Below are 25,000 nucleotides of genomic sequence, written 5' to 3' on the forward strand. Positions count from 1 at the left end.
GTCATTATCTTACAAGCCAATTCAGTTTCGGCCTTGAGCTTCCAACGGCATCAAACCAGGCGCGCTTCACAGCATTGCATCATCGCCGGGCCGAAGGCGCCAACCTGCTCCAGATTATTTCGGCTGCTAGATCGATGAGTGCCCGCCGTTTGCGTCCGCTGCTTTAGCAGGAGTCCTAGCTGGGGCGGTAGTCGACGATCTCAAAAGCGTGTCCGTTGCGCCGAGGTGAGGTCTTCCGTCGATCAAAAATCCTGCCTCTCGTCGCTGCCGCGACGTGAGGTCTACGGCTGCCCCGGAAAGGAGACTCCGTCATTGAAAAGGGCCTGTCACCGCCCGCGTCGACGGCTCTCCGGGAGAAACATAAACTCGTAGGCCCTTCGTGACTGGCCATCGAGATATCTGGGGGGATCGAGCCGAGATATGCAGCAGTGCAGAGATCGATGACGTCGTCGCGCCATTTGATCCTGTGTGCAGTATCAGCACTGAAAACACGTGTTCTGCGCAAAAATCGTCTGAAGTGTGACACCAAGGCGGACGGTCGCATCACGAGCGGTCTTTCGATAAGCTGTTGCGTGGGTGAAAAGCTATTGGCGTGGGTTATCGGGAGATTGGTATCGCAATTCCGCACTGGCGAGTTCGTTGTAATTGAACATTTCGAAGATCTCCTCGAGCGTCGCAATATTAGGTTCAATGCTAGCTGTGTTCTCTTCTGCCAAGATGCGATCGCAGACTTGCCGCATCGCCACCATTGCCGCGCGCATGGAGTGGTTGGCCCAGATCACGGTTGAGATGTGGGCTTTACGATAAACGGAGACCGGTGTTCGATAGTATTTTGTTGGAACGATCACGACCGGCAATCTGTTTTGCCAGGCGCGCATAAACGCAACGATCTCGTCTGCGGCAGTTCTTCTCGAATGAATGAGGATCGCATCGGCTCCCGCGTCGGCGTAAGCGTGGGCGCGTAGAATGGCTTCATCCATGTCGTGCCCGGCGATCAACGCCTCGATTCTTGCCACGAGGATCAAATCGTCCGCCACCGTGTCCTTTACGGCGCGCAGACGGCCGGAGAACTCGTCGATATCGGCGAGGGCACGCCGATCGCCTATAAATGAGTTGATCTTCGGAAAGCAGCTGTCCTCCAGCGCGACACCGGCCGCGCCGCGCTGGCGGAGCTTCCGGGCGAGCAGGCGGGCATTGTTGAAATTCCCAAAGCCGCCATCTCCATCAACCAAGACAGGCAGTTTGGCCGAATCCACGATCCGCTCCACGGCGTCGACGATTTGGCTCCATGACGCTTCGCTGGCATCGCGATATCCAAGAGAGCAGGCAATGGATAAACCCGACGCCCAGAGACCCTTGAAGCCAGCGCGGCCCGCGATCGCGGCAGAGAGGCCGTCGTGCGCTTCCATGAGGAAGGTGAGTTCGCTGCTGGAGCAAATTTGATCGCGCAGCATTTGGGGAAGTGAGGAGCCGGCGCGAAGATAGAAGCCATTGGCAAGAGCAGGTCGTTGTGATTGATCTTGCATGCAAAGTCCTTGCCGGCGTGTGTGGCCGGCCGATGTTTGTCGTTGATAGCTTTGACATCGTTCCGTCATCTGGATCAACGACTTGGATTGGTAGTTGACCGGCCCGCATCTTGCTTGAAGGCGCACAGTCGCGATCGCCCTTCTGGGACGGGCAACGATTTCTGGGTCGACAAACGGGTTGAGGGTGGGCCTATGACCGTGTTGGGTTTGGACCGAGCATGCGCGGAGGCAGAGTGCTCGAGTTCCTTCCCCAGAAGAAAGTCTCTTGTAATAGCTGTCTCACGAAAGGGATAACTATCGGCGCTTTTGGCCCCTCAGATCGCGAAGATGCGTGTGAGTGAAAGATTTTAGCTGCTCGGCAACAAACAAGCCGTTTATTTCGAAACTAGAAAAGCGAGTTTTCCAGGCACGATGAAAAAGAGTGGTTCTTGGACTCGCAGGCTTGCTTCTTCTCTGGGAATATGAAGCATCAATCACTGGTGATTGATGGGAGGGGAACGCTGATGATTTGCAACACTCTCGTCCGTGAGGAAGCAGGTCCTTGTGCGCTGGCCGCGCCATGCGCACATCACTCTGTTGATTGCATTGTCTATGCGTTCCTGCGCTGACACCGCAGAACTCGAATACATCTCTCCCTTGTAGCCTGCATCCAATCCTAGCAATTGCGCCTTCGCTTTCCTTTAGCAAGGAGGCGCATGCGATGGGCTGCCTGCGCCAGTCCGCTGTCGGTTTGATCCATAGCCAACTCACATGAGGTGACCGCATGGCCACGAACAACGAGCCCATCAAGTTCGCCTACTGGGTCCCAAACGTCTCTGGCGGCCTTGTGATTTCTTCGATCGAGCAGCGCACGAGTTGGGACATTGATTACAATCGCAAGCTAGCGCAGATCGCGGAGAGGCAGGTTTTGACTACGCCTTGAGCCAGATCAGGTTCACCGCCGGCTACGGCGCGGACAAGCAGCATGAATCCGTCAGCTTCTCGCATGCACTGCTTGCAGCAACCGAAAAGCTCAAGGTGATTGCCGCGCTCCTTCCCGGGCCTTGGAACCCAGCCCTTGCTGCAAAGCAGATCGCAACGATCAGCCAGCTGACCAATGCCCGCGTGGCGGTCAACATCGTCTCGGGCTGGTTCCGCGGCGAATTTCACGCCATCGGCGAACCCTGGCTCGATCACGACGAGCGCTACCGCCGCTCCGAAGAGTTCATCAACGCGTTGCGCGGGACCTGGACGCAGGACAGCTTCACCCTCAAGGGCGACTTCTATCGGTTCAACGACTATTCGCTGAAGCCGAAGCCGCTCGAACCGCTGCCGGAGATCTTCCAGGGCGGCTCCTCGCGCGCGGCCCGCGACATGGCGGCCCGGGTGTCCGATTGGTATTTTACCAACGGCAATACGCCTGAGGGACTTACGGCGCAGGTTGATGACATCAGGGCCAAGGAAAAGACCTTCGGCAAGGGCTGGCGAACCAAGATCGGCATCAATGCCTTCGGCATTGTCAGGAAAACGGAAAGCGAAGCCAAGGACGTCCTGCAGGAGATTCTCGACAAGGCGATCCCGGATGCAGTGCACGGCTTTCACCACGAGGTCCAGAACGCCGGCAATGCCAGCCCCGAGCGCGAGGGCAATTGGGCCAAATCCACCTTCCAGGATCTCGTCCAATATAACGACGGCTTCCGCTCCAACCTGATCGGCACGCCACAGCAGGTCGCCGAACGCATCATCGAGCTCAAGCGCGCCGGCGCCGACCTGATCCTGCTCGGCTTCCTGCATTTCCAGGAAGAGGTCGAGTATTTCGGCAAGCACGTGATCCCGCTGGTCCGCGAGCTCGAAGCCCGCAGCGAGCCGCACGTTCAGGCGGCGGAATAGCCGGGGACGGACATGAGCCTGGTTGCGGCAGCGGGCGGTGAGGCCCTGATCGTGGCGCGCGAGAGCGCCATCGAGGCGGCGCGGGAGGTGGGGAGTTCGACTGCCGCGGCGCCAGCCGCACGCGCGGCGGGCGCCGNCCTGCCGGTGCTGAGACTCGAGGATATCACGCTCAACTTCGGCGGCATCACGGCGCTCGATGGCATCGATCTCGCCGTCGCCAAGGGCGAGATCCGTGCCATTATCGGTCCCAACGGTGCCGGCAAAAGCTCGCTGCTAAATGTCGTGAGCGGGCTCTATCGTGCGGATCGGGGGACCGTGCGGCTCGGCAGCGAACGGTTCACGCAGGTGTCGACGGAACGGCTTGCGGCGCATGGCGTGGCGCGCACCTTCCAGAACCTCGCGTTGTTCAAGGGCCTGCCCGTGCTCGACAACGTCATGATGGGCTTCGCGCACCGCAGGCGTGCTGGCTTCGTGCGGCAGATGCTCTCGACGCCGCGGGCGCGTCGCGAGGAAGCCGAGGCCCGTGCCGCCGCCGAAGACGTGATCACGTTTTTCCATCTCGATGCGGTCAAGCATCAGCTCGCGGCCGGACTTCCCTACGGAATCCAAAAGCGGGTGGAGCTCGCGAGAGCGCTGGTCGCCCGTCCGCAGCTGTTGCTGCTGGATGAGCCGCTGGCCGGTGTGACCCTGGGCGAGAAGCAGGAATTGGCGGCCCATGTGCGCAATGCGCGGGACGTGTATGGCACTACCGTCGTCCTGATCGAACACGACATCGGCGTTGTCATGGGGCTCTCCGATCGGATCGCGGTTCTCGACTACGGCCGCAAGATCGCCGATGGCAAACCTAGCGAGGTGCGGTCCGACCAGGTCGTGATCGATGCGTATCTTGGCGTGGACCATGAAGGTGAGACGGAGCTCGTGATCTGATGTTCGATTACCAGTTCTTCATCGAGGTTCTCGTCGGCGGTCTGTTGTCCGGCGTCATGTACTCGCTGGTCGCTATCGGCTTTGTGCTGATCTACAAGACATCAGGCGTCCTGAATTTCGCACAAGGCGCGATGCTCCTGTTCGCAGCGCTCACCTTTGTGAGCCTGGCCGAGCGTGGTGTGCCGTTCTGGCTGGCCTTGGGGACGACGCTCGTGATCATGGTGGCGCTTGGCGTGGCAATCGAGCGCACGGTGCTGCGACCGCTGGTGAACCAGTCGCCGATGACGCTGTTCATGGCAACCCTCGGCCTGTCCTATGTGATCGAGGGCGCTGCGCAGCTTCTGTGGGGCACACAGGTCCACGGCCTCAATCTCGGCATCGACGACGTTCCGTTCGAGCTCGGCGGCGTTCTAATCAGTCAGTTCGACCTGTTCGCGGCGGCGATAGCCGGGGCCCTTGTCACGGCATTTGCGCTGTTCTTCCGTTTCACCCGAACCGGGCTCGCGTTCCGCGCGGTCGCCGATGACCAGTTCGCCGCGTTGGCGATCGGGCTACGCCTGCCTCGTGTTTGGGCGGCGGTGTGGACCGCGGCGGGGATCGTCGCGTTGGTCGCGGGCCTATTGTGGGGAGCGCGTCTTGGCGTGCAGTTCTCGCTGTCCCTCGTCGTGCTCAAGGCACTGCCGGTGCTAGTGCTTGGTGGCTTCGACTCGGTCACGGGCGCCATCGTCGGCGGCGTCCTGATCGGCGCGATCGAGAAGCTGGCCGAGGTCTATGTCGGCCCGTTCTTCGGCGGCGGCATCGAGGCCTGGGCTGCCTATGTGGTGGCGCTTGGCTTCCTGTTGGTGCGCCCCTCGGGGCTGTTCGGCCAGAAATTGGTGGAAAGGGTGTGATCCGATGACGAGACCTGCTCGCTCGATTGCCGCCGGCTGGCTTACCCCCAGTTATCTCGCCCCTGCGATTCTTCTGATAGTAGCCTATGGCGTCGTTCCGTTCGCAGGCTCCGATTACCTGCTCGATGCAATGCTGACGCCGTTCCTTGCACTCGCGCTCGCCGCGTTGGGCCTCAATCTGCTCACGGGCTATGCCGGCCAAGTCTCGCTCGGATCGGCAGCCTTTCTCGCTGTTGGGGCCTATGCCGCCTACAATTTCAACCTACGTCTGCACGAATTGCCATTCCTGGTGAGCCTTGTCGCCGCGGGCCTTGTGGCCGCGGCCATTGGGATGGTGTTCGGTCTGCCGAGCCTTAGGCTGCGCGGCTTCTACCTCGCGGTCTCGACACTCGCGGCGCAGTTCTTCGTGCAGTGGGCGCTCACCAAGTTCGAGTGGTTCTCGAACAACAATCCATCCGGCGTGATCGACGCGCCGCCGCTTTCGGTGGCGGGACTCACCTTCTCGGGCGCGGCCGGGCGCTACTTGTTTTCGCTGACGGTCGTCGCAGTGGTGACGCTGCTTGCCATCCGGCTGCTGCGCTTGCAGGTCGGGCGGAATTTCATTGCGCTGCGCGACCATGAGACCGCCGCCAAGGTGCTCGGCGTGCCGTTGTTGCGTACCAAGCTGCTCGCCTTCGGCGTCTCATCGTTCATCATCGGGATCGCAGGCGTATTGTGGGCCTTCGCCTACTTGCGCACCGTGGAGCCCGCAGGCTTCAACCTAGATCGTTCGTTCGAGATCCTGTTCATTATCATCATCGGCGGGCTGGCCTCGATCCGTGGAGCGTTTCTCGGCGCGGCATTCATGGTCGTGTTTCCGCTTCTGCTTTCGCGCCTTGGCGCCGCGCTGCTCGGCGATGTCTTCGATTCCGGTGTGCTCGAGATGAGCCAGCGTATCGTTATCGGTGCGCTCATTATCGGCCTTCTGATCGCCGAACCGCGCGGCTTGATCGCGCTGGTTGACCGCCTCGCAGAGCGGGTCCTGCGCCGGTCTCCTCGTTGGTTTCGTCGCTCCACCCAGTTTTGAAAAGCCTCTCGTACCAAAGGACAAATGTCATGCGTCTATCAAGATCTCTTCGGGCTGCGGCGCTCGCCGCCGCCATTGGCCTTTCTGCTGCGCTGCCGGCCCACGCCGACGAGCAGTTCTTCCCATTGCAGAGCTACCGGGTCGGTCCGTACGCAGCCGGCGGCACCGGCTTCTTCGGCGGCTTCATCGACTATCTGAACCTCATCAATATTCGCGACGGAGGCGTTGGCGGCGTCAAGCTGGCCTGGGAAGAGGGCGAGACGCAGTATGAGGTCGAACGCGGTGTCGAAGTCTATGACCGGCTGAAAAACCATCCGGGGGTGGCGGCCTGGAATCCGCTTTCTGTTGGAATCGCCTATGCGATGATCGATCGCATCACCAAGGACAAGGTGCCGTTGATCACCATCAACCATGGCCGGACCGATTCAACCGACGGTCGGGTTTTTCCTTACGTGTTTCCCTTGCTGCTCAACCCCTACAGTGAGACGTCGGGCATCGTGAACTACATCGCCTCGCGCGAGGGGGGCGCCGACAAACTGAAGAGCAAGAAGATCGTCGTGCTCTATCACGGCTCGCCCTACGGCAAGGAGACGATCCCGATCTATAAGCTCCTCGCCGACAAGTATGGCTTCTCCCTCGAGCAGATCGAGGTGCCCCATCCCGGCAATGAACAGCAGTCGCAGTGGCTGTCGATCCGGCGTGCCAAGCCCGATTACGTGGTGCTGCGTGGCTGGGGTGTGATGAATCCGGTCGCACTGAAGACCGCGCAGAAGGTCGGCTTCCCGGTCGATCACATCATCGGCAATGTCTGGTCAAATTCGGAAGAGGACGTCATTCCCGCCGGCGATGCCGCCAAGGGCTATGTCGCGATCACGACCCAGGCATCCGGCGCCGAATACCCGGTGCTGCAGGAGATCATCAAGACGGTCTACGGCCAAGGAAAGGGCAATCTCGACGACAAGAAGCGGATCGGCAGCGTCTATCACAATCTCGGCATCGTGAATGGGATTCTGAACGTCGAGGCGATCCGGATCGCGCAGCGGAAATTCGGCCAGCGGACGCTGACCGGCGACGAGGTGCGCTGGGGCTTTGAGCATCTGCAACTTGATCCGGCGCGGGTCCAAGCATTGGGCGCCAAGGGCCTCTTCCATTCCATCAACGTGACCTGGGACAATCACGAAGGTGATGGCCGGGTGACCTTCCAGCAGTGGGATGGCACCAAGTGGAAGGTGGTGTCGGACTGGATCGCACCCGACTGGGCTTTCCTGCGCCCAATCATTGAGAAATCGGCGGCGGCTTATGCCGCTGAGCACAACACCAAGGTCCGTACCTCCGACGAAACGCCAGTCAGCCAGTAACGGCAGCGGAGACGGCGCGGGAGCGACCGGCATCCGCTCCCGGTCCAGGAAAATCCAAAGCATTGCCATGACCGATCATCTTCTTGTCCTCGAAGGCCTGGCTGCGACCTACAACCATGCGATTCGCGTGCTGTCGCACGTCTCCCTCACGATGCGCCGGGGCGAGATCGTAGCGCTGCTCGGTGCCAATGGCGCGGGCAAATCGACCACGCTAAAGGCGATTTCCAATCTGCTAAATGCCGAGCGTGGCCAGCTCACTCGCGGCCACATTCTATTCGACGGGCGTGATACCACCGCGCTCCCGCCGGCTGAATTGGTCCGGCTGGGGCTCGTCCCGGTGCTCGAAGGCCGCCGCTGCTTTCGTACGCTAACGGTCGAGGAGAATCTGGTTGCCGGCGGCATTGGAGGCGGCTTATCGCGACGCGAGGTCGCGGCAGGACTTGAGCGCGTCTACACATTGTTTCCGCACTTGGGCGAGCGCAGGCGGTCCGCCTCGGGCCTGACCTCGGGGGGCGAGCAGCAAATGACGGCGATCGGCCGTGCCTTGATGGCGCGCCCGCGACTTCTGGTGCTCGACGAGCCGTCGATGGGATTGGCGCCCCTCGTGGTCGAAACGATCTTCAGCACCTTGAAGGGGCTCAATGGCGAAGAGGGGCTATCCATCCTGGTCGCCGAACAGAACTCGACGGTGGCGCTGCGCTACGCCCACCGCGCCGTCGTGCTCGACGGTGGATCGACGGTGCTGGAGCGAGATGCGGCCGATCTGCGCGGGCGCGCCGAGATCACCGCGCTCTACCTCGGAAGTCCCGAGGAAAGCGCGGCGCATCTTGCCGCATTGCGTGAGCCATCGTCGGCCGACTACGCGGCCTCGTGAACAGTTTCATCGGATAGACAAAGGAGAATAGCAATGAGCAAGGATATTCTAGCGAGAGTCGCGCCAGACGACCTTTATTCCCGGCTCGATGCCATCATCGAGGCCACGATCAGCCAGCACGCTGAGCGCAATGATCTTGAAGGCCGGTTTCCGCGAGAAAATCTGCAGGCGCTGGCGGCGTCCGGCTGGACCGGGGTCCTCAATGAGCCGCGTTTCGGCGGGCTTGGGCTCAGCCACAGTGACTTCGCGGAAGCCGCCTATCGGATCGGCCGGCAGGACGCATCGACAGGTCTCGTTTATGTCATGCATGTAGGGGCCGCGCAAACCATCAACCTGTTCGGTAACGAGGATCAGAAGGAGCGTTGGCTGAAAGCAAAGGACGGCAGCCTTCTCGGCACCTATTCGACCAGCGAGCGGGCGACCGGCGGGCACTGGTGGTATAATTTCTCCGAAGCCGCACGTGACGGCGAGAACTATGTTCTCAACGCGGAGAAGTCGTTCACCACGAGCTCGGGTCAGGCCGACTTCTACGTGGTGCAGACGCGCTCGCCAGGCGCCGAGGACCAGGCCGATATTTCCTTCTTTATCGTCGATGGCAAGGCGGCTGGAATCTTGCCCGGCCGCTGGGACGCGCTCGGCGTCAAGGCAAACCACTCCGGACCGATCCACTATGCGGGCGTTAAGGTTCCGAGCCGTGATCGGCTCGGCGCCGAAGGGCAGGGCAAGGAGATCATCTATGACGGCGTCTCGCCGGTCTACCTCATCGGTCTTGGTGCCGTATGGGAAGGCGTCGCGCGCGGCGCGCTGAATGCGGCGGTCGCGCACACATTGAGCTTCATTCACAAGGACAAGAACAAGAACCTGTCGGACTATCAGGCGATCCGCCAGGAGCTCGGGGCGGCGAAGGTGCTGGTGGAGACCTTGCGCCCTTGGCGCAACGAACTCGCCGCCAAGTTGGACGAGCTGTGGCGCGCTGGTAAGCCGCAGAGCGAGATCCTGATTCCGCTCACTGAGTTTAAGGTTCATGCCGCCGAGGTCGCGAATAAGGTGGCCGCTGCGGCGTTGACCGTGACCGGCGGTTACGGCTATCGGCGCGGGCCAATCGAACGATCGTTCCGGGATGCCCGTGCTGCGATCGCGATGGGTCCATCCAACGTGATCGCGCGGGATTGGATCGGAAAGTCGCTGGTCGGGCTGCCGCTTGAGCTATTCTACGAGGGTGGGGAATAGGGCACGATTCGGCGGAACAGAGTGTTCGCAGGCTGCTCGCACGCCAAAGTCTGGCGCGTGAGCTTCGTCTGCCGTGCTGGGTGATCGAGTGCCGCAAGACTTGCGGCCAACCGCTATCGCGGCCGTGACCGCCGATCAAGCGGCGGCGCTGCGGGCCGCTGCCGCATGGCGCAAGAACGTCTTGGTCGCTGGCGGCACCTCGACCGGCAAGGCCAACCTCAGCCGGCACCACCGATCGCGTGGTGCTGATCGAGGACACACGCGACCTGCAGAGCCCCGTCCAATCTGGTCACGCTGCGCACCAAGGACGCATCGCGTCGCTGTCGGACCTGGTCCGGTCTTCCTTACGTTTGCGCCCTGACCGCATTCAATCGGCGAGGCGCGGGGCAGCGAAGCCAGGAACTCTTCAAGCCTGGGGCAACGGCCACCCCGGTGGGGTAGGTACAATTCACACGGCACTGGGCGCGCTTCGCGGCCTCGAGCAACTCATCCAGGAGGCCGTCCTCACTTTGTGCGGCAGGAGATCCCGGCCGACATTCAGCGAGCCGACGTGAGGGTGGCTGCCTGATCATACTATGGTTGCTCACCGCCTGGACGAAAGCAGGCGCAGTAGTCCGCAAGAAATGCAATAATCGTGGCGAAGCATCGATTGCCACAGATGCAGGCAATGCATTCGTACTGCGTGATCGAGGAAACTCAGCATACGTCAATCGGAGGCTTTCGATCTTTGAAAGCACTATCCCCGTCCCCCGTGGATAATGCGTGGCTTGTCCACTGCTGTATGAGCCGTCTGATGTTCTCCGTAAGGGGTGTCTCCAAGCATTTCGAGAACCGCGACCGGAAACCCTTCTCTGCTCTTCAGGAGATTGATCTCGACATTCAGGCTGGCGAGTTTCTGTCGATCATCGGTCCGTCTGGTTGCGGAAAGACGACCCTGTTGAACCTTGTCGCGGGCTTCATCAAGCCAACGACGGGTGTCGTGCTAAAGGAGGGCGTCGAAATCAGCGGACCGGGGCCGGATCGCACAATGATGTTTCAGGATTACGCATTGTTTCCATGGCTGACGGTCGCCGACAACATTGCGTTCGGATTGGGTGCGCAGAAGTTGCGAAGGAAAGAACGGGACGCTCGTGTCAATCATTTCATTTCGCTCGTCGGACTGGACGGCTTTGATAAAGCCTATCCGGCTCAATTGTCGGGGGGCATGCGACAGCGGGTCAGCATCGCGAGAGCACTCGCCCCGGATCCAGATGTTGTCTTGATGGATGAGCCCTTTGCAGCGCTTGATTCACTCACCCGCGACCGGCTTCAGGAAGAGCTGCTCGCGATCTGGTCCCGCACTCGCAAGACCTTCCTCCTGATCACGCACAACGTCGAGGAGGCGGTATTCCTGAGCGATCGGGTGATCGTAATGGAATCTCGGCCGGGCCGCATCCGCTCGGTCATCGATGTAGCGATCCCCCGCCCCCGTTTCCCCGAGATTCGGGTGCGCGACCCCCTGTTCCTCAATCTGAAGCACGAAGTGCTCGACTTGTTGGGCGGCGTCACCCGAGCGGCGGAACGCCACTGATGTCTGTGTTGCAGGTTGGCGGTTATTCGCAGGATAGAGAGAGCGCCGAGCGCAATGTCGGCAGAACGCGGTCTGCGGCCTTCGTGCTGAGCAAGGCGAGATATTACGTCCCACTAATGATGCTACCCATCCTGTGGGAGTTCGCTGTTCGGTCCGGGCTCGTCAACGGCAACCTGTTTCCACCACCCTCAACTATTGCGGCGGCGATCATGGATCTGGCGCGCGCCGGGACGCTGTGGCGCGACGTGTCTGCCAGTATTCTCAGGGTTGTGGTCGGCTTCTCCGTAGCCACTATTGCGGGGGTAGGGTTCGGCCTTCTTCTGGGGCGGTTGCCTGTGCTGAGCCGGTACGTAATACCGCTGATCGAGGTCGTCCGTCCAATCTCCGTGATCGCGTGGATCCCGATCGCGATTCTGTGGTTCGGACTCGGGGATCGGCCCGCCTGGTTTCTGATTTCACTGGGCGCATTCTTTCCGATCTTTACCAGTACTTACGATGGCGCCCGCTCGCTTGCCGATGTGTACGTGCGCGTAGCGCGCTGCTTCGGTGCGCCGAGATCGTTGTTCATTCGCCAGGTCCTGTTGCCCGCGACACTCCCGCATATTCTAACCGGAATGCGGATTGGGCTCGGCACCGGCTGGACGTGCGTGATCGCGGCCGAACTGGTCTCGGCGACCTCGGGGCTTGGCTACATGATCCAGCTTGCGCGGACCACGATCGAAACTGAGAAGGTGCTTGCCGGCATGATGGTCATCGGCCTGATCGGCTTTGTCATGAACAGCCTGATGTTGCTGGTCGAGCGCAAGCTCTCTGTGCGGCCAGCCGCCGACTGATTGAATTGCCGTCAACATGAATGGGGTGATGTCGTGAAACGAAGAACGTTCCTGATCGGCGCAGGTACTGCGCTTGGCGGTCTGGCGGCCGGGTTTCCGCGGCTGCCGATCATCAAGGTGCAAGCCAAGCCATTGTCCAAGATCACACTTGGCTATCAGAGTCTCTGGGCGGGTGGCGGCGAAATTTTCGAGACGTTGCGCCACACGAACATCCTCGAGCTCAACGGAATCGAAGCCGAGTTCAAGACCTTCACCTTCGGTGGACCGCTCGGCGAAGCCGCCGTTGCTGGAAGTATCGATAACATTTATGCGGCGGACGCGCCCACGTTGCGAGCGATCTCCCGCATTCCCGGTTCGAAAGTGCTGCACCGGACACATGATCAGCGCTTCGGTATCGTCGTGCGTAACGACTTTAAAGGTACCACCCTTGCGGATCTGAAGGGAGCGAAGCTGTCAGGCCCGTTCGGAACCACGGTATTCCCCCGCAGCGTTCAGGCGGTGGTGGCGGCTGGAATCAAGGAGCCGTTCAGGGACTTGACCATCATCAATCAGGATATTGCCGAACAGGCGGAATCGCTGAGAGGTGGGCTCGTTGACGCGGTCGCAACCTGGGATCCGACTTACGAAAGGCTGTTGCAGCAGAAGATCGGCAAGGAGTTGTGGCGCGATCCGAAGGGGGCTTCCGGAATTCAGGGATTAGGCGGGCCATGGCTGGCCCGCAACGGCGAGGAGGCGGCGATCCGCTTTCTGAAAGCGTGGATTGTGGCGACCTGGTGGACGTCGAACAACCTCGCGCAAGCCGACCAATGGTTCGCGCAAACCTCCCGCCTGGACGCCAGCCTGCTGCGCGTCGCCACGGATGCAGATCGCTATCTGCGCGCGCCGGTGAAGGACGTCAAGGCGCTGGATTTCACCATCACCGCCAACGAAATCTTAGAAAGCCAGAAGGTCCTCGACTTCCTGCATGAGCAAAAGCTGCTCACTGCGCGGATCGAGGCCGCTCCCTATTACGATCGCGGACCACTGACTATTGCGCAAACGCAAATAGCGGCCGGCGATTTTCCTGATCCCGCGAAGATCAGGATCGTGGACTAACGCACGAAATTACCACAACCGGCCGCTGCGCTGCCGCGCGACTCTTCTCGTTGGAGTTGAGATGAATTTGGACACCCGAATTCCCGGGCCACGCTCGCCTGCGGATTTTGCAGACAGCCCGCTTGCACGCGTGCTGCGCCAGCCGATGATCCTTGGCCTGTTTCTGCCCACACAAAGCGGAGGGTGGTCGGCCTCGGCCGCGCCAAGGTCCACATCATGGGAGTTCGACTACAACGCGGCGCTGGCACTCCGCGCCGAGGAACTAGGGTTCGATCTGGTGTTCGGATTGTCGGAGTGGGTTCGCGCCGGGGGGTATGGTGGGAAAATTCGCTTTCGGGAGGATTCGATTGATCCGTTCATCACGGTCACCGCGCTCGCTGCGCTGACCAGACGGTTGCTGCTGTTGTCGACTATCCACATTCTTTACGGTCCGTGGCATCCGATGCATCTGGCACGCTTCGCAGCCACGGCTGATCACATTTCGAAAGGGCGTTTCGGCATCAACGTCGTGACCGGCTTTTCTCCGGCCGAACCACTGATGTTCGGCATGCGCCGCCAGGAGCATGATCTTCGCTACGAGATGGCGGATGAGTTCATGTCCATCACGAGCCGGCTTTGGCAATCAGAGCACAATTTCAGCCATGACGGTCGATTCTGGTGTCTTGAGAATGCCTTCGTGCGTCCGAAGCCGCGCTACGGACGGCCGATTCTTGTGAGCGCGACCGGTTCGCCCGCAGGCTTTTCCTACGCGGCGCGGCACTCGGATCTCGCCTTCATCACAAGTCCTGCGGGAGCCAACGTCGCTCGGGCCATCGAGGCGCTGCCCGCACATACGGCCAAGCTCAAGGCCCAAGCCCGCACCTTCGGTCGTGAAATCCGTACCATCATCAATCCGATGATCGTCTGCCGGTCGACGGAGGCCGAGGCGACGGAGTACTATGAAGAGATCATCCGGTTAGCCGACATGGGGGCGGCCGTCGGATACGCCAATCATTTCAAGAGTGGGGACAGCAAAGCCTGGACCAATCATGTGCCGCGGGAACGCATTCTCGGCGGGAATGTACACCTCATCGGTGACCCGCAGCAGGTTGCGGACTGGCTCATCGCTCTGAACAAGGCCGGCTGCGACGGGATGCAAATCTCGTTCTACGATTTTCGCGAGGACCTCGAATTCTTCGGCAAGTCAGTTTTGCCGCTACTGCAGCAAGCCGGGGTGCGGTTGCCGGTCAACTAGAGGCCCAATCTTGCTCTGCCTGAAACCCACATTCGCTACGGTTTGCAAGCCGCATCGATCGACCTTCATGCGGAACCGGAGGTCTCCAGCAAGCCGATTATCGCAGCGCCTGCCGGAGAACACCGCAGGCCGAACCGGCAGGTTATGCAAGAGCGAATGGTCCTTGCTGGACACTTTGCCGCGTGATCGTCCCGCCCATAGATGTCTGGATCGGTTGATACAGCTCCGCCAACGCACGCGGGCGATCGATGCTTCAATCATAGCGGCACCCACGCGGCTGCGTGGAGCCCTACTTGCTGGTCTCCTTCAACAATCGCTTGCATCTCGCCGGCGTCTGCGGCCCATCCGCCCTAAGGCGAACCCCGCACCTATCCTCCCATCGTGATAGCATGTCACTGATGTCGGTCTCGTCAAGTTTGCACGGTGTAAGACCCACCTGATGCAGTCTCTTGGACCCTCGGGGATGAGGCGCGCAAAGCCTTCAAAAGCTCGCTCGGGCGACACTTTGCTTATAGGGCTGGAGGCCCACTCTACATGCTTCCAGCTGCTCTGTTTTCCGGAGGACTGGTTTTTGGCTGGGCATACTACGTCATCGATTTCTGCGTTTTTCACAGCAGACTCAAGTTGACCCTTCTCGACCACGTCTCATCAAGGACGAAAACTCGGTGAGATAATTTGAAGCGTCGTTCTGTTGATCCGAGGCCGCTTTCAACGCAGGCCCAAGCCCAGGACATCGGTCTGCAAAGAACGGCGGCTCAAACGTCGTAATTTTTGCATCCGAGAAGTCCGTCTTTACGAAGCTTGCTTGAAACGGCGATATCCCGTTCAAATTCGCCCTGTGGAGAGACGATTGGTTCATCCGGACATAAGCGGTGCGTGCGGCCTCCAGGTTGCTGTCGGTCATTTCTGCCGCAATGTACGACTGGATCAGATTGGCACCCTCAAAGTTCGCGCCAGTCAATGTCATGGATTGCGCAAGATCGCCAGTAATGATCGATCGGTAGAGATAGGCCCTGGAGAAGTCTGCGCCGGCGGCATCGCAGCCGCGCATGAACGCAGAGCGGGCGCGGAGGCCGCTGAAGTTGGCGGCCCTCATTGCACTCTCCGTAATGGAGATGGCTTCTCCTGACACATGGGACATGTCCGCTCCGTCGAACTGGCAACACCGAACCGATGCGCCGTTCAAGACCGCTCCGACGAGATTAGCGTTGGCGAAGTTCACGGACAGGAAGCGCCCCTCCGTTAGGTCTGCTTGCTCAAGGTCAGCGTTTGAAAGGTTCGAGAGGCTGAAATCTGAAAATGGAGCGTTCAGCGCCTTTGCCATGATGTGACCGTGCGCTTTCTGCAACCGCAGATATGGAAGATAGGCGTCTTCTAGAACAAGCTCATTAACTGAGGTCGGGCGCAAGATTGACAGGCTCTCACCGCGGGAGCGGGAGAAACAACAGCCGGCCAGATGAGTATTCGTAACGGTAACCTGGTTCAGCTTGGCAAAGCGAAAAGAAGAGAGCGGAAGGAAACATTCATTGATTGTCGTTCCCTGCAATTCCGCACCGTCGAAGGTGGCGTGGCTAGCGTCGCACTGGTAGAAAAGGACGCCACTCAGCACCGCGTTATCGAACCGCGTTCGTCTCATGCTGCAGCCATGAAATAAGCTGCCCGTTGCATCAATCACGTTGCGCAGACTTGCATCATCGAAATTGCAAACCTGCGCGGCGATCGCATGCATATATGTGAAGTCGAGCTTGGCGCCTCGAAAGCTTGCATTTTCCAGTCCGGGACAAATAAGGGTGGCCTCGGACAGATCAGCCAAGTCTAGCTTCGCGCGGTGGAGTTGCGCGCGATTAAGAACGCTTCGGCGTAGCGAAAATTCGGATAGATCATAGCCGCTAAAGTTCTCATCGGATAGCCTCAGACCGATGCCGGTCTTTTTGATCGCATCCTCCGTTCGCGTCCGGACCGCAGCTAGTGCTGACGCTCGATTGCCCGATCGGCTCCAGTAGCGGAGAAAGTCACCATCTGATGAGGGACGACCTATTGGCGCTCTTTGCGCTGCTACATCCTCGATATCGCTAGCGTTGTAGTCCACTTCTGTATGTTGCGACATCTTGGACACTCTTGGAGCGTAGATTCTCTTAGCTGACCGAGTGTTTACGGATCATGCCAGGGCTGGTCGACGAGTTGAGCTCACGGTTGACCTCTCTAATTGCGGATCATTGTGTTGGCCCTTTTGCCTTGCCTGCCGACGATTTTGCCTTGCCTGCCGACGATTTTGCTTTGGTGATTGCATGACGCTTGTAGCGATAGTGCAAACCGTTCGCGTCGGCTCAACTGTCACTTCTAGTAGGCTGCTCCCTATTAGCCGTCTCCGTAGCGTTCCTGCATTTGCGAGCAAGATCCCGGAAACTCCCCAAGGCATCTGCCTTGGTGCCTGAAGCCTGTGACTTCCGTTCGCTCCACTTGGACCCGGCCCGGTTTCGACTAGCACGTCGCAGATAGGCTAAGTCGATGTCGGCGCTTCTATGGCATCTCGGTCGGGACCTTGGCGTTATTCGGCCGGTTCTGGCTCACGACAACTCCGCTGCTCTCGGACCGGCTGCAAAGGCGGCGCGGGTGCAGCCTTTAACTCGATAAGTAATTTCATCGCCGCTCTCAAACTACAGTTCGGCTTAATCGTTGTTCGCGCATGCGACCAGCTTTTCAAACGCGGTTGGACGATCCTGGGATCGTCCAATTCGCTCTAGGACAATTGCTGCGCAATTTTGGGGGCTGGTGGTGTCGATTTCGAGATCGTAGGCGCCAGGAACGTGGACGTCTTGCTGCCATTCAAGCACGGCCGCTCGGCTGGAATCTTGCCCGGCCGCTGTGGACGCGCTCGGCGTCAAGGCACCGATCCGCTATGCGGGCGTCAAGGTTCCGAGCCACGACCGGCTCGGCTCCGAAGGCCAGGGCAAGGAGATCATCTATGACGGCGTCTCGCCGGTTTACCTGATCGGTCTTGGCGCCGTATGGGAAGGCGTCGCGCGCGGCGCCCTGAATGCGGCAGTCGCACATACCTCGAGCTTTGTGCACAAGCATAGAAACAAGAACCTGTCGGATTACCAAGCGATCCGTCAGGAGCTTGGGGCCGCCAAGGTGCTGGTGGAAACCTTGCGTCCATGGCGCAACGAGCTCGCCGCCAGGCTGGACGAGCTGTGGCGGGCTGGCAAGCCGCAGAGCGAGATCCTGATTCCACTCACCGAGTTCAAGGTGCACGCCGCCGAGGTCGCCAAAGGTTGCGACAACAGCCTTGACCGTGACCGGCGGTTACGGCTATCGGCGCGGGCCGATCGAACGCTCGTTCCGCGATGCGCGCGCCGCGATCGCGATGGGACCGTCGAACGTGATCGCGCGGGACTGGATCGGAAAGTCGTTGGTCGGGTTGCCGCTCGAGCTGTTCTATGAGGGCGGGGAATAGGTCAAGCTCTGTGGCTGATGGTTGGGCCCGTTCCGTGACGGACCCGATCACGTGAGCTTTTCGGAATCGAATTCGCGCTCTTTCCGACCGTCTGCTCCAAAGCAGTCCGTCGGCATCAGCGGCGCAAGTGCAAGCCCGGTGATTTGCGCTGGTGCTTCTAAGCCCTACCGGGGCGAGCAAGCCCGCCATACGAGCCCAAGTTCACTCAACCAGATGTTTATCCCGCTACGCGCCGGCAAATGATCATTATCGAGGGATTGAGGGCGTTCGAATGGTCGTTTCCGAATTGGCCGCCCTGTTGCGCGCCGTTCTGAAGGAGATGTGCGAGAGTGTCTCGCGTCAGGAGACCACGCTCGAACTCATGTCGCCTGCAAACTCCTGGAAGCCGTCACCCGCGGAGAGACGTCAATCGATGTCCAGAGGCAGATTGGCCGAGCCGCATTGGTCAATGCGCCCACGATTGTGCGTTAGCAAGTTGTCCTCCGGCCGATTTCTGTCCGCACCCCACAGTTCCATGACAGCATAGTTTTTCGGGCGGGCGACCGCGAGGTGCGGTCTGTGCGTTTGGTGCAAACCTCGCACTTTAATTCACAGGGCAGAGCTTCGCGCGCTGGACGCAAATGACCCCGTTAGTTGGCATAGTACCCGTCAGCCCGCCGAGCACCAACGCGACAATCAACGCGGATTGCGGTCTACCGGCAGATTCTGCTTAGACGAATTCCGGACCTGGGGCGACTGAAGTGAACGCAAGGCGAGCAGGCCAGAGCAAAGCAGCGCGAGGCTGGCGGCGGTGCGTGTCAGAAAGCAAGTCGGAGACACGGTCACGTTTGAGCACGATCCCCTTTGATTGCATCGCCAGATCCGAGACCCCAGGTGCAATTCTGACGCCAGGAAATCGTCGATGCCTCCACCGAAAGATTGCCTAGCCAAATTATTGGCTGGCGTGTCGTGCAGCAGGACGGCGAACCGCGAGCCCCACGCAAAGAGAGAATCGTTGGAGCAAGCGCGCCAACCGCCGAATGCCGCGTCTCGGCGGCCCTTCGTCGAGCCTGATCGATCTCGCACCGTCGCGCCGTTTCATTCAGCTTGGTGGTCGAGCTATCCGCATGCGGCTTAGCTCAAATCTGCGATCTATAAAAACGATAGATCGGTACGAAACGGACGGAGTTGATCTTTAACGCATAACACCTCCAGACCTCAACAATGAGTCCGCCGCGCCTTTCTTCGGATGAAAGCTCGTAGGTGTTGTTAGGCGAGCGTTACAATCAAAAGTTTATCTTTTGTCAAAGATTTGCCGCGACCCTCCAGCGCTGGCGCCAACGTCGAAGCGAGCCTTGCGGGGTCCCAGAATGAGGGCATGTCTGAACTCCTATCTCTCCAAGCTGATGGCCGGGGACTTGGCGGCATTCGGCGGGCCGACCGCCGATGAAGCGGTCGCAGGATACATTCGTGCTGAGCAGCTCTCCCTCGTGCTGGGCTATTCGCTGGCCATCATGCTGGCCAACGCCTGCAATGCGACCGTGCTCGCAATTGCCCTTTGGCATTCGCCCGACCGAAATTTAGCCCTGGTCTGGGCGGCGACCGTCGTCTGCGGCGCGCTATCCATAGGCTTCAAGGCACGTTCATCACGCCGGATGACGAAGCCCCAGTTCGTGTCGCGCCAGGCCATGCACCGGCTGGTACGCAATGCGTTGCTCCTCGGAACCGCCTGGGCGATCGTTCCGGTGGCTTTCTTCGCGAACGCCTCAAACGGCGGGCAGCTCGTCATAACATGTCTGTGCTCTGGGATGCTTGCCGGCGGCGCGTTCGCCTTCGCGACGATTCCGGTGGCGGCGGTTGCGTTCACGGCTCCGATCTTTGTCGGTACGGCAATCTGCCTCGGCAGAAACGGCGATTTCGTCTATCTGCTCGTCGCTATCCTGGTTGTGGCCTATGGCTTCGTGCTCCTACACGGCGTTTTCGCGCATTCTTTCGAATTTACCAGACGCACCATTGCTCAACTGGAGGCCGAAAGGAGGGGCCGGCGGGATCCCCTGACCCAACTGCCGAACCGCTTCGCCTTTAATGAGAGCCTCGAAGGCGCCCTCAACAGGCTCTCCCGCTCGGGCGAGCAATTCGCGGTTCTTCTTCTGGACCTCGATCGCTTCAAGGAAGTGAACGACAGGTTTGGCCACCCCGCAGGCGATGAATTTCTGGTGCAGGCCGCGTCAAGACTGCAGCGATGCGTACGGCAGATTGATACCCTTGCGCGCATCGGCGGCGATGAATTTGCGCTTGTCATGACCAATCTGATCAAGCTGGAAGACGCGTTAGAAGTTGCCGAGCGGTTCATCGGCGCGTTCGCCGAACCGTTCCCGATTGAGAAATGCGAGATCGCAGGCGCGATGAGCGTCGGAATTGCAGTGGCCCCGCGCGACGGCGACGCACCTCATGAACTGCTCAGGAATGCCGATATTGCGCTCTATCGTGCCAAGCAAGCGGGGCCGGGAACGATACGCTTCTTTGAGACGAGTGATGACAGATCAGCGCGCGAGCGCCGGGCGCTGCAGCGGGATCTGGAGCTCGCGATCGACAGAGACGAGTTGTTCCTCCTCTACCAACCGTTCTTCGATTTTCGCAAGAACCGGGTCACCGGCTTTGAGGCCTTGCTGCGCTGGCGGCATCCCGTCCGTGGAGTCATTTCCCCGACCGAGTTCATTCCAATCGCCGAAGAAACCGGATTGATCCACGGAATCGGCGAGTGGGTGGTCCAAAATGCGTGCTTGACGCTGTCGAACTGGCCGTCTGACCTCAGGGTCGCCGTCAATTTTTCGGCAGCTCAATTCCATAACGCCAGCATCCTGCAGACAATCGTACAGGCGCTCGCCCAAGCCAGAGTTGCTCCCCACCGTCTCGAAATCGAAATAACCGAGTCGATGCTGATTTCGAAGTACGCGCCGGCGTCATCGATCCTCAACTCGCTCCTGCAATTGGGCGTGACGGTGGCGCTTGACGATTTCGGAACGGGATATTCGTCTCTGACCTATTTGCTGAAGCTGCCTTACACCCGCATAAAGATCGATCAGTCCTTCATACGGGATATGCTGGGGCGACCGGATAGCGCAGCGATCGTGAAATCAATCATCACACTGGCGCAGGACCTGCGGATCGGCGTGGTCGCCGAAGGCGTCGAAACCGCCGAGCAGCTCGACTACCTGCGTCAAACCAATTGTGATGAAGTGCAAGGATACCTCATCGGTCGGCCGGTCCCGGCAGACCACATCTTCGCGCTGCTCGATCAAAACAAGCCGACGTCAGCGCCTTGGAAGACGAGGTCGCTTCGCAATGTCGACGGTGATAAACATCGAACATCCGCATCCTGAGGTGAAACAGACGACTGACCTACTGGAGTACTCCCGACTAATTAAGAGGCTGCTGTATCGCCGACTGCGTCATCGCCCAGCTCGGCGGGTTCGGCCAGCAAGGGATCCAGCCGGATAACAGGCTCGTTCAGCTCAATGAAAGCGTTAGGATGCTTTTGTACGAAACGCTCTGATCTGTTGCGAGGACAACACATGGGAGTGGAGAGTGAGATTGTTCGTGCGTCACGTACAATATTTGACAGCGTAATGCCCCAACTCGCGGCTAGCCTCTGGGCGAGGCGCTCCAGTTCTTCATTTTCACTCGCTTGGGTGGACAAAGGTGCCGCATGGATCACGCGGCTGGGACTGGCCATGAAGTTTTGGTAATGACCGACGAACAACGCGAACACGATCGCTACAAGCAAGAGATCGCGCGTCTCAGAGTTGTGGTTGTGCAGCTTTCTGAGCTTGTCTTACGGAACGTCGTAGAAAGCGCCAAGGCGGAAAGTCGGAATGCGCGTGAGTCTCCCAGCGGCCTGCCGAATTGTAAGTCGGCGGAAAACGAATGTTGAACTGCCCGCTGTAATCCGCAGCGCAGTTCCCTGCTCGGGGCAGGGGGGCGCCTCGCCCGGGTCTCCGGGCGGGGCTGCTTTTCAAGTCGAGCCTTGAGTGCTTGAAGGTCGAAATCGTGGATGTGGGCTTCCAGGGCTTGCCGCGATGCCATCGGTTTATGCAGCTTTCGGCGTCGTTTTCGATTTCCCTGTCCGGCTTGTTGGCTCATTGCGGCCCTAATGATCTCTGCATCTGAAACTGCAATGAAGCGACCTGTTCGCCGAAATCGCTTCGCCCGCGAAAGACTGGTTCCTTCAGATGCGGTTATCGATCTCCCAAATGAGACCGTTTCAACCTGTTGTCGGGATTGCCCGTGCCCGTGGTACCGGGAAGCGGTGGCCGCCGGCCGCTACTCATCCTAGATGACAGACGAACAGCGTGGATTGAGTCGGCGGGCAGGAGATTGCCAATCAAAGAGCAGGTCATGCGGCTCTCTGAGATTTCGTTGCACTACATCGTAGAAGAGGCTGAGTGTGAATGGATTTAGTAAGGCCGCAATGGCAGTCCGAACAGAGCATGGCTGCGAGCGGGTATAGCGATGAAGTCATTTCCCTTTCTACGGCTTTGGCAGGATAAAACCGGGGCGCTCGTGATTGTGTACGGCATAATCGCGGCCGCAGTTTCGATCTTTCTTGTTCTTGCTCTAAATGGCTCTGGTGCCAACCGTGGCGATGTTTATAACCCGTTCTCTTCATCCGGCGCTCCTGTCGGTCCGCTTGACAAGCTGAAGCTCGCGCGTGACCCCGGCAATGACAGGCAATATATCTGCGAGAAGCCCCAGACTGACGTGTTCATTGCGCGAGATCATTTCAAGGAAGACATCACGTCAACGGCCCGAATCAAAATGGCGTGGCTTGGCGCGACCTTCGTCCGGAAATTCGCAGCCAAGGTCGAGGGCGCGGACGCGACACCGTTGCAGACATACATGTTGCAGAGCTCAGCAAATAACGATGAGTTCGTCAGAGAGCTGAGCGCTCGCGATGAGGCTAAGCTCGTGGATATCTGGTGCCTCTTGAGGCTGCAGGCCAATGGCGAAAGCGGTGCGCTGCAGACCACCTCTCTTCCGAATACGTTCTTTGTCCGTGACGGCACGGGAGCGCTCGCCGTGATTGATGTTGTATGGGGAGGTGCGGGCTGGGAAATTGGAGCCAGCCCGATCGAAAGCCGGCGGACATGGCCTCGTGGCACTCGCGTCTTCTCTCGTTGAGTTGCTTCTCCGCTGAATATTCGTAGTCGTGGGCGCCAGCGTCAGCTGACGCGGAGGATCGTCATTCTCGCGCCGCCCCGCCCGCGGCGGGCCGGCGGGCGGCGCTGGAAAGTGCACCTCAAATGGGACTAGCGGTTCTCTGTGCATCCGTGCGGGCGCGGCCACGTTGCGCGCCACGAATCCCTCTTTCAGATACTTATCGGCGGAGGCAGCAGGAGTTTCGCTGGCAGTGCATTTTCGTAGGACATCTGTCACGCGATAAGCGCCATCGACGTCTCGAAAGCTTGCGAATGAAACAATGGGGGCATAGAGCCCGGGGAGCGGTGGTGCGAACGTCGATCGTCGAGGTTGCCGTTGGGCTCCATTTCGACAGCTAACAAATTCCGTTTGTTTGATTGGAAAGACGCTTCTGGCTGACTGACTATCCGGTCAACAGGATCGCTCTATTTGTCGATGGACTGAATTTGTGCGCGACCTCCAGGGGCGCTCGGTTTCGATGTCGATCACCGGCGCTCGCTGCAGCACTTCGGGCGCCTGGTCAGCTGCTGCGGCCCTTCCATTGTACCAGGACTGCAGATGAGCAGGAATTGGCGCGCCTGCGGCCCATGATCGTATCTCCAATACAAAGGCGTCACTGTCGTTACAAAGCCGACCAAGGAATCCACCGACGCAATCGGCCGACGCAAGGTCAAATACAGCATGGACATCGAACTCGCGGTCGACGGCGTCATGGAATGTGCCGATCGTGTCATTCAGATTGGGCTGTTGGAAGCCCCTCGCTAGTACCGAACTGCAAGCAGGTGCCGATCTACTTTGGGGGCTCGACAACCTTATCACAGTTACGCGCGACAAGTTCAACTTCTCTCGAGGGAGGCTTCATCTGAGCCGAGATAGCAGCGAGACCAACTCCCCCTGCCGCTTGGTTGCGGTCGGCATAACGATAGCCTTCAGATGGTTGCGGGCTGTACCCTTGGAGATGTTCATTTCACGGGCGATCTCGTCGAGCGATTGTCCCGTGACCAAGAGCGACGCGAGTTGCGCCTGAATGGAAGCCAGGTCGAAGATCGCCATGAGGTCTGTGGGACGACCGGGACTACGTCCAGGCCGGTCAGAAACGGCTCACCGACAGGCGAAGCCTCATTCTCAGGTGGACCCCCACCTCCGCGCTCTGTGGCCGGTTCCGATGAGGGGGAAACGCACGGACTGCGGCGCGCGCGCATTCGTCCGTTCCGCACAAAGTTTGTAAACCGATTGCAAACGCAATCTGTCAATATGACCAAACGAAGTTGGCCCATTGGTCTGCACCCGCAAGTGGACTGCGCGAAATGTCGATTTGAACGAGACGTACCTGCCCGCGGGCTATTGGTCGCGAAGGTCTTTGTTGATGCAACCATGGCGCACTGGCGCAATTTGCGGTCGAAAGCGCGTTTGCGGAGAGGTGAACGCGGCGCCATCACGCTCCTCCTTGGCTGTGCGCGCGGCGGCTGCTGCCACCCATAGAGTGCGGCCGTCACGATGGGCGGCCGGAGTGAAAATATTGGTCGTCGAAGATCAGCCAGCACTACGTATTCTGATCGGCGGTCACCTTTCAGAGCGTGGCTTTGCGGTTGATGAAGTGAGCAGGGCTGACGACGCAATGGCGGCAACAGCGGTGAGCTCGTACGATGCGATTATACTCGATCTGGGGCTTCTGGATGTAGGTGGCCTGGAGCTGTTTGCGCGGCTCGCCGGGAAGGCGCCGCAAAAAACGCCAGTCCTTGTCGTTGGTGCGCGGGATGGTGTGGAGGATCGGGGGCGGGCGTTAGCCGTCGGGGCCGACGATTATATCGTGACACCGATCGATGCTATCGAGTTGGAGGAACGACTGCGAGTGCTACTGCGCAGGCCCCGCCACTGAGCGCAAGACGGCAG

The 25,000-nt window shown here is 59.6% G+C and carries 17 protein-coding genes and 3 pseudogenes; 16 read left to right on the plus strand and 4 right to left on the minus strand.

Features of this window, described 5'->3' with window-relative positions:
- Window positions 1-584: 584 nt before the first annotated feature.
- Entirely contained in the window at window positions 585-1,454 is an 870-nt protein-coding gene (aepX, locus tag AS156_RS19080; protein ID WP_066507497.1) for a phosphoenolpyruvate mutase, read from the minus strand.
- 835 nt (window positions 1,455-2,289) lie between these two features.
- Here aepX and sfnG point away from each other — a divergent pair.
- From sfnG to AS156_RS19135, 12 genes and pseudogenes are all read left to right on the plus strand, one after another.
- Window positions 2,290-3,395 (plus strand): annotated as a pseudogene (gene sfnG, locus AS156_RS19085) (dimethylsulfone monooxygenase SfnG).
- A gap of 137 nt (window positions 3,396-3,532) precedes the next feature.
- Window positions 3,533-4,322, plus strand: a pseudogene (locus tag AS156_RS19090) (ABC transporter ATP-binding protein); the annotation flags it as partial.
- Window positions 4,322-5,212, plus strand: a complete 891-nt coding sequence (locus tag AS156_RS19095; protein WP_066507500.1) for a branched-chain amino acid ABC transporter permease — start codon at window positions 4,322-4,324, stop codon at window positions 5,210-5,212. The pseudogene AS156_RS19090 and the gene AS156_RS19095, both read left to right, overlap by 1 nt.
- 4 nt (window positions 5,213-5,216) lie before the next feature.
- On the plus strand, window positions 5,217-6,278 hold the full coding sequence (locus AS156_RS19100; RefSeq protein ID WP_082747592.1) for a branched-chain amino acid ABC transporter permease: 1,062 nt from the start codon (window positions 5,217-5,219) through the stop codon (window positions 6,276-6,278).
- Window positions 6,279-6,307: 29 nt separating this feature from the next.
- Window positions 6,308-7,636 (plus strand): ABC transporter substrate-binding protein, encoded by a 1,329-nt coding sequence (locus AS156_RS19105; RefSeq protein WP_066507502.1) that lies wholly within the window; start codon window positions 6,308-6,310, stop codon window positions 7,634-7,636.
- A 61-nt stretch (window positions 7,637-7,697) separates the two neighbouring features.
- A complete protein-coding gene (locus AS156_RS19110; protein WP_082747600.1) occupies window positions 7,698-8,510 on the plus strand; it encodes an ABC transporter ATP-binding protein in 813 nt (270 codons plus the stop codon).
- A gap of 33 nt (window positions 8,511-8,543) precedes the next feature.
- Window positions 8,544-9,740, plus strand: a complete 1,197-nt coding sequence (locus AS156_RS19115; protein ID WP_066507508.1) for an acyl-CoA dehydrogenase family protein — start codon at window positions 8,544-8,546, stop codon at window positions 9,738-9,740.
- A 112-nt stretch (window positions 9,741-9,852) separates the two neighbouring features.
- A pseudogene (locus AS156_RS40860) lies at window positions 9,853-10,252 on the plus strand (ATPase, T2SS/T4P/T4SS family); the annotation flags it as partial.
- Window positions 10,253-10,533: 281 nt separating this feature from the next.
- Window positions 10,534-11,310, plus strand: coding sequence for an ABC transporter ATP-binding protein (locus AS156_RS19120; RefSeq protein ID WP_245312947.1), 777 nt, complete (start codon window positions 10,534-10,536; stop codon window positions 11,308-11,310).
- Window positions 11,310-12,143 carry an ABC transporter permease gene (locus AS156_RS19125; RefSeq protein WP_082747593.1) on the plus strand — a complete coding sequence of 278 codons (834 nt, stop codon included), beginning with the start codon at window positions 11,310-11,312 and terminating at the stop codon, window positions 12,141-12,143. The genes AS156_RS19120 and AS156_RS19125 overlap by 1 nt, the downstream gene beginning before the upstream one ends.
- 33 nt (window positions 12,144-12,176) lie before the next feature.
- A complete protein-coding gene (locus AS156_RS19130; RefSeq protein WP_066507510.1) occupies window positions 12,177-13,238 on the plus strand; it encodes an ABC transporter substrate-binding protein in 1,062 nt (353 codons plus the stop codon).
- Window positions 13,239-13,299: 61 nt separating this feature from the next.
- On the plus strand, window positions 13,300-14,472 hold the full coding sequence (locus AS156_RS19135) for an LLM class flavin-dependent oxidoreductase (protein ID WP_066507513.1): 1,173 nt from the start codon (window positions 13,300-13,302) through the stop codon (window positions 14,470-14,472).
- 619 nt (window positions 14,473-15,091) lie between these two features.
- Here the strand turns inward: AS156_RS19135 and AS156_RS19140 are convergent.
- A complete protein-coding gene (locus tag AS156_RS19140) occupies window positions 15,092-16,579 on the minus strand; it encodes a pentapeptide repeat-containing protein (RefSeq protein ID WP_082747594.1) in 1,488 nt (495 codons plus the stop codon).
- 758 nt (window positions 16,580-17,337) lie between these two features.
- On the opposite strand from AS156_RS19140, the gene AS156_RS19145 reads away from it, so the two are divergent.
- A complete protein-coding gene (locus AS156_RS19145; protein ID WP_245312948.1) occupies window positions 17,338-17,916 on the plus strand; it encodes a hypothetical protein in 579 nt (192 codons plus the stop codon).
- A gap of 1,362 nt (window positions 17,917-19,278) precedes the next feature.
- Window positions 19,279-21,291 carry a putative bifunctional diguanylate cyclase/phosphodiesterase gene (locus tag AS156_RS19150; RefSeq protein WP_082747595.1) on the plus strand — a complete coding sequence of 671 codons (2,013 nt, stop codon included), beginning with the start codon at window positions 19,279-19,281 and terminating at the stop codon, window positions 21,289-21,291.
- Between the two features lie 41 nt (window positions 21,292-21,332).
- Here the strand turns inward: AS156_RS19150 and AS156_RS42915 are convergent, their stop codons facing one another.
- Entirely contained in the window at window positions 21,333-21,695 is a 363-nt protein-coding gene (locus tag AS156_RS42915) for a hypothetical protein (RefSeq protein WP_066507515.1), read from the minus strand.
- A gap of 725 nt (window positions 21,696-22,420) precedes the next feature.
- On the opposite strand from AS156_RS42915, the gene AS156_RS19160 reads away from it, so the two are divergent.
- Complete coding sequence (locus AS156_RS19160) at window positions 22,421-23,089, plus strand: Flp family type IVb pilin (protein WP_136626302.1); 669 nt, start codon at window positions 22,421-22,423, stop codon at window positions 23,087-23,089.
- 876 nt (window positions 23,090-23,965) lie between these two features.
- Here the strand turns inward: AS156_RS19160 and AS156_RS44605 are convergent.
- Window positions 23,966-24,160, minus strand: a complete 195-nt coding sequence (locus AS156_RS44605) for a helix-turn-helix transcriptional regulator (protein ID WP_066507518.1) — start codon at window positions 24,158-24,160, stop codon at window positions 23,966-23,968.
- A gap of 457 nt (window positions 24,161-24,617) precedes the next feature.
- Here AS156_RS44605 and AS156_RS19170 point away from each other — a divergent pair, with 457 nt between their 5' ends.
- Entirely contained in the window at window positions 24,618-24,986 is a 369-nt protein-coding gene (locus tag AS156_RS19170; protein WP_066507520.1) for a response regulator transcription factor, read from the plus strand.
- Window positions 24,987-25,000: the final 14 nt, after the last annotated feature.

Source organism: Bradyrhizobium macuxiense (assembly GCF_001542415.1).
GTDB classification, from domain to species: domain Bacteria; phylum Pseudomonadota; class Alphaproteobacteria; order Rhizobiales; family Xanthobacteraceae; genus Bradyrhizobium; species Bradyrhizobium macuxiense.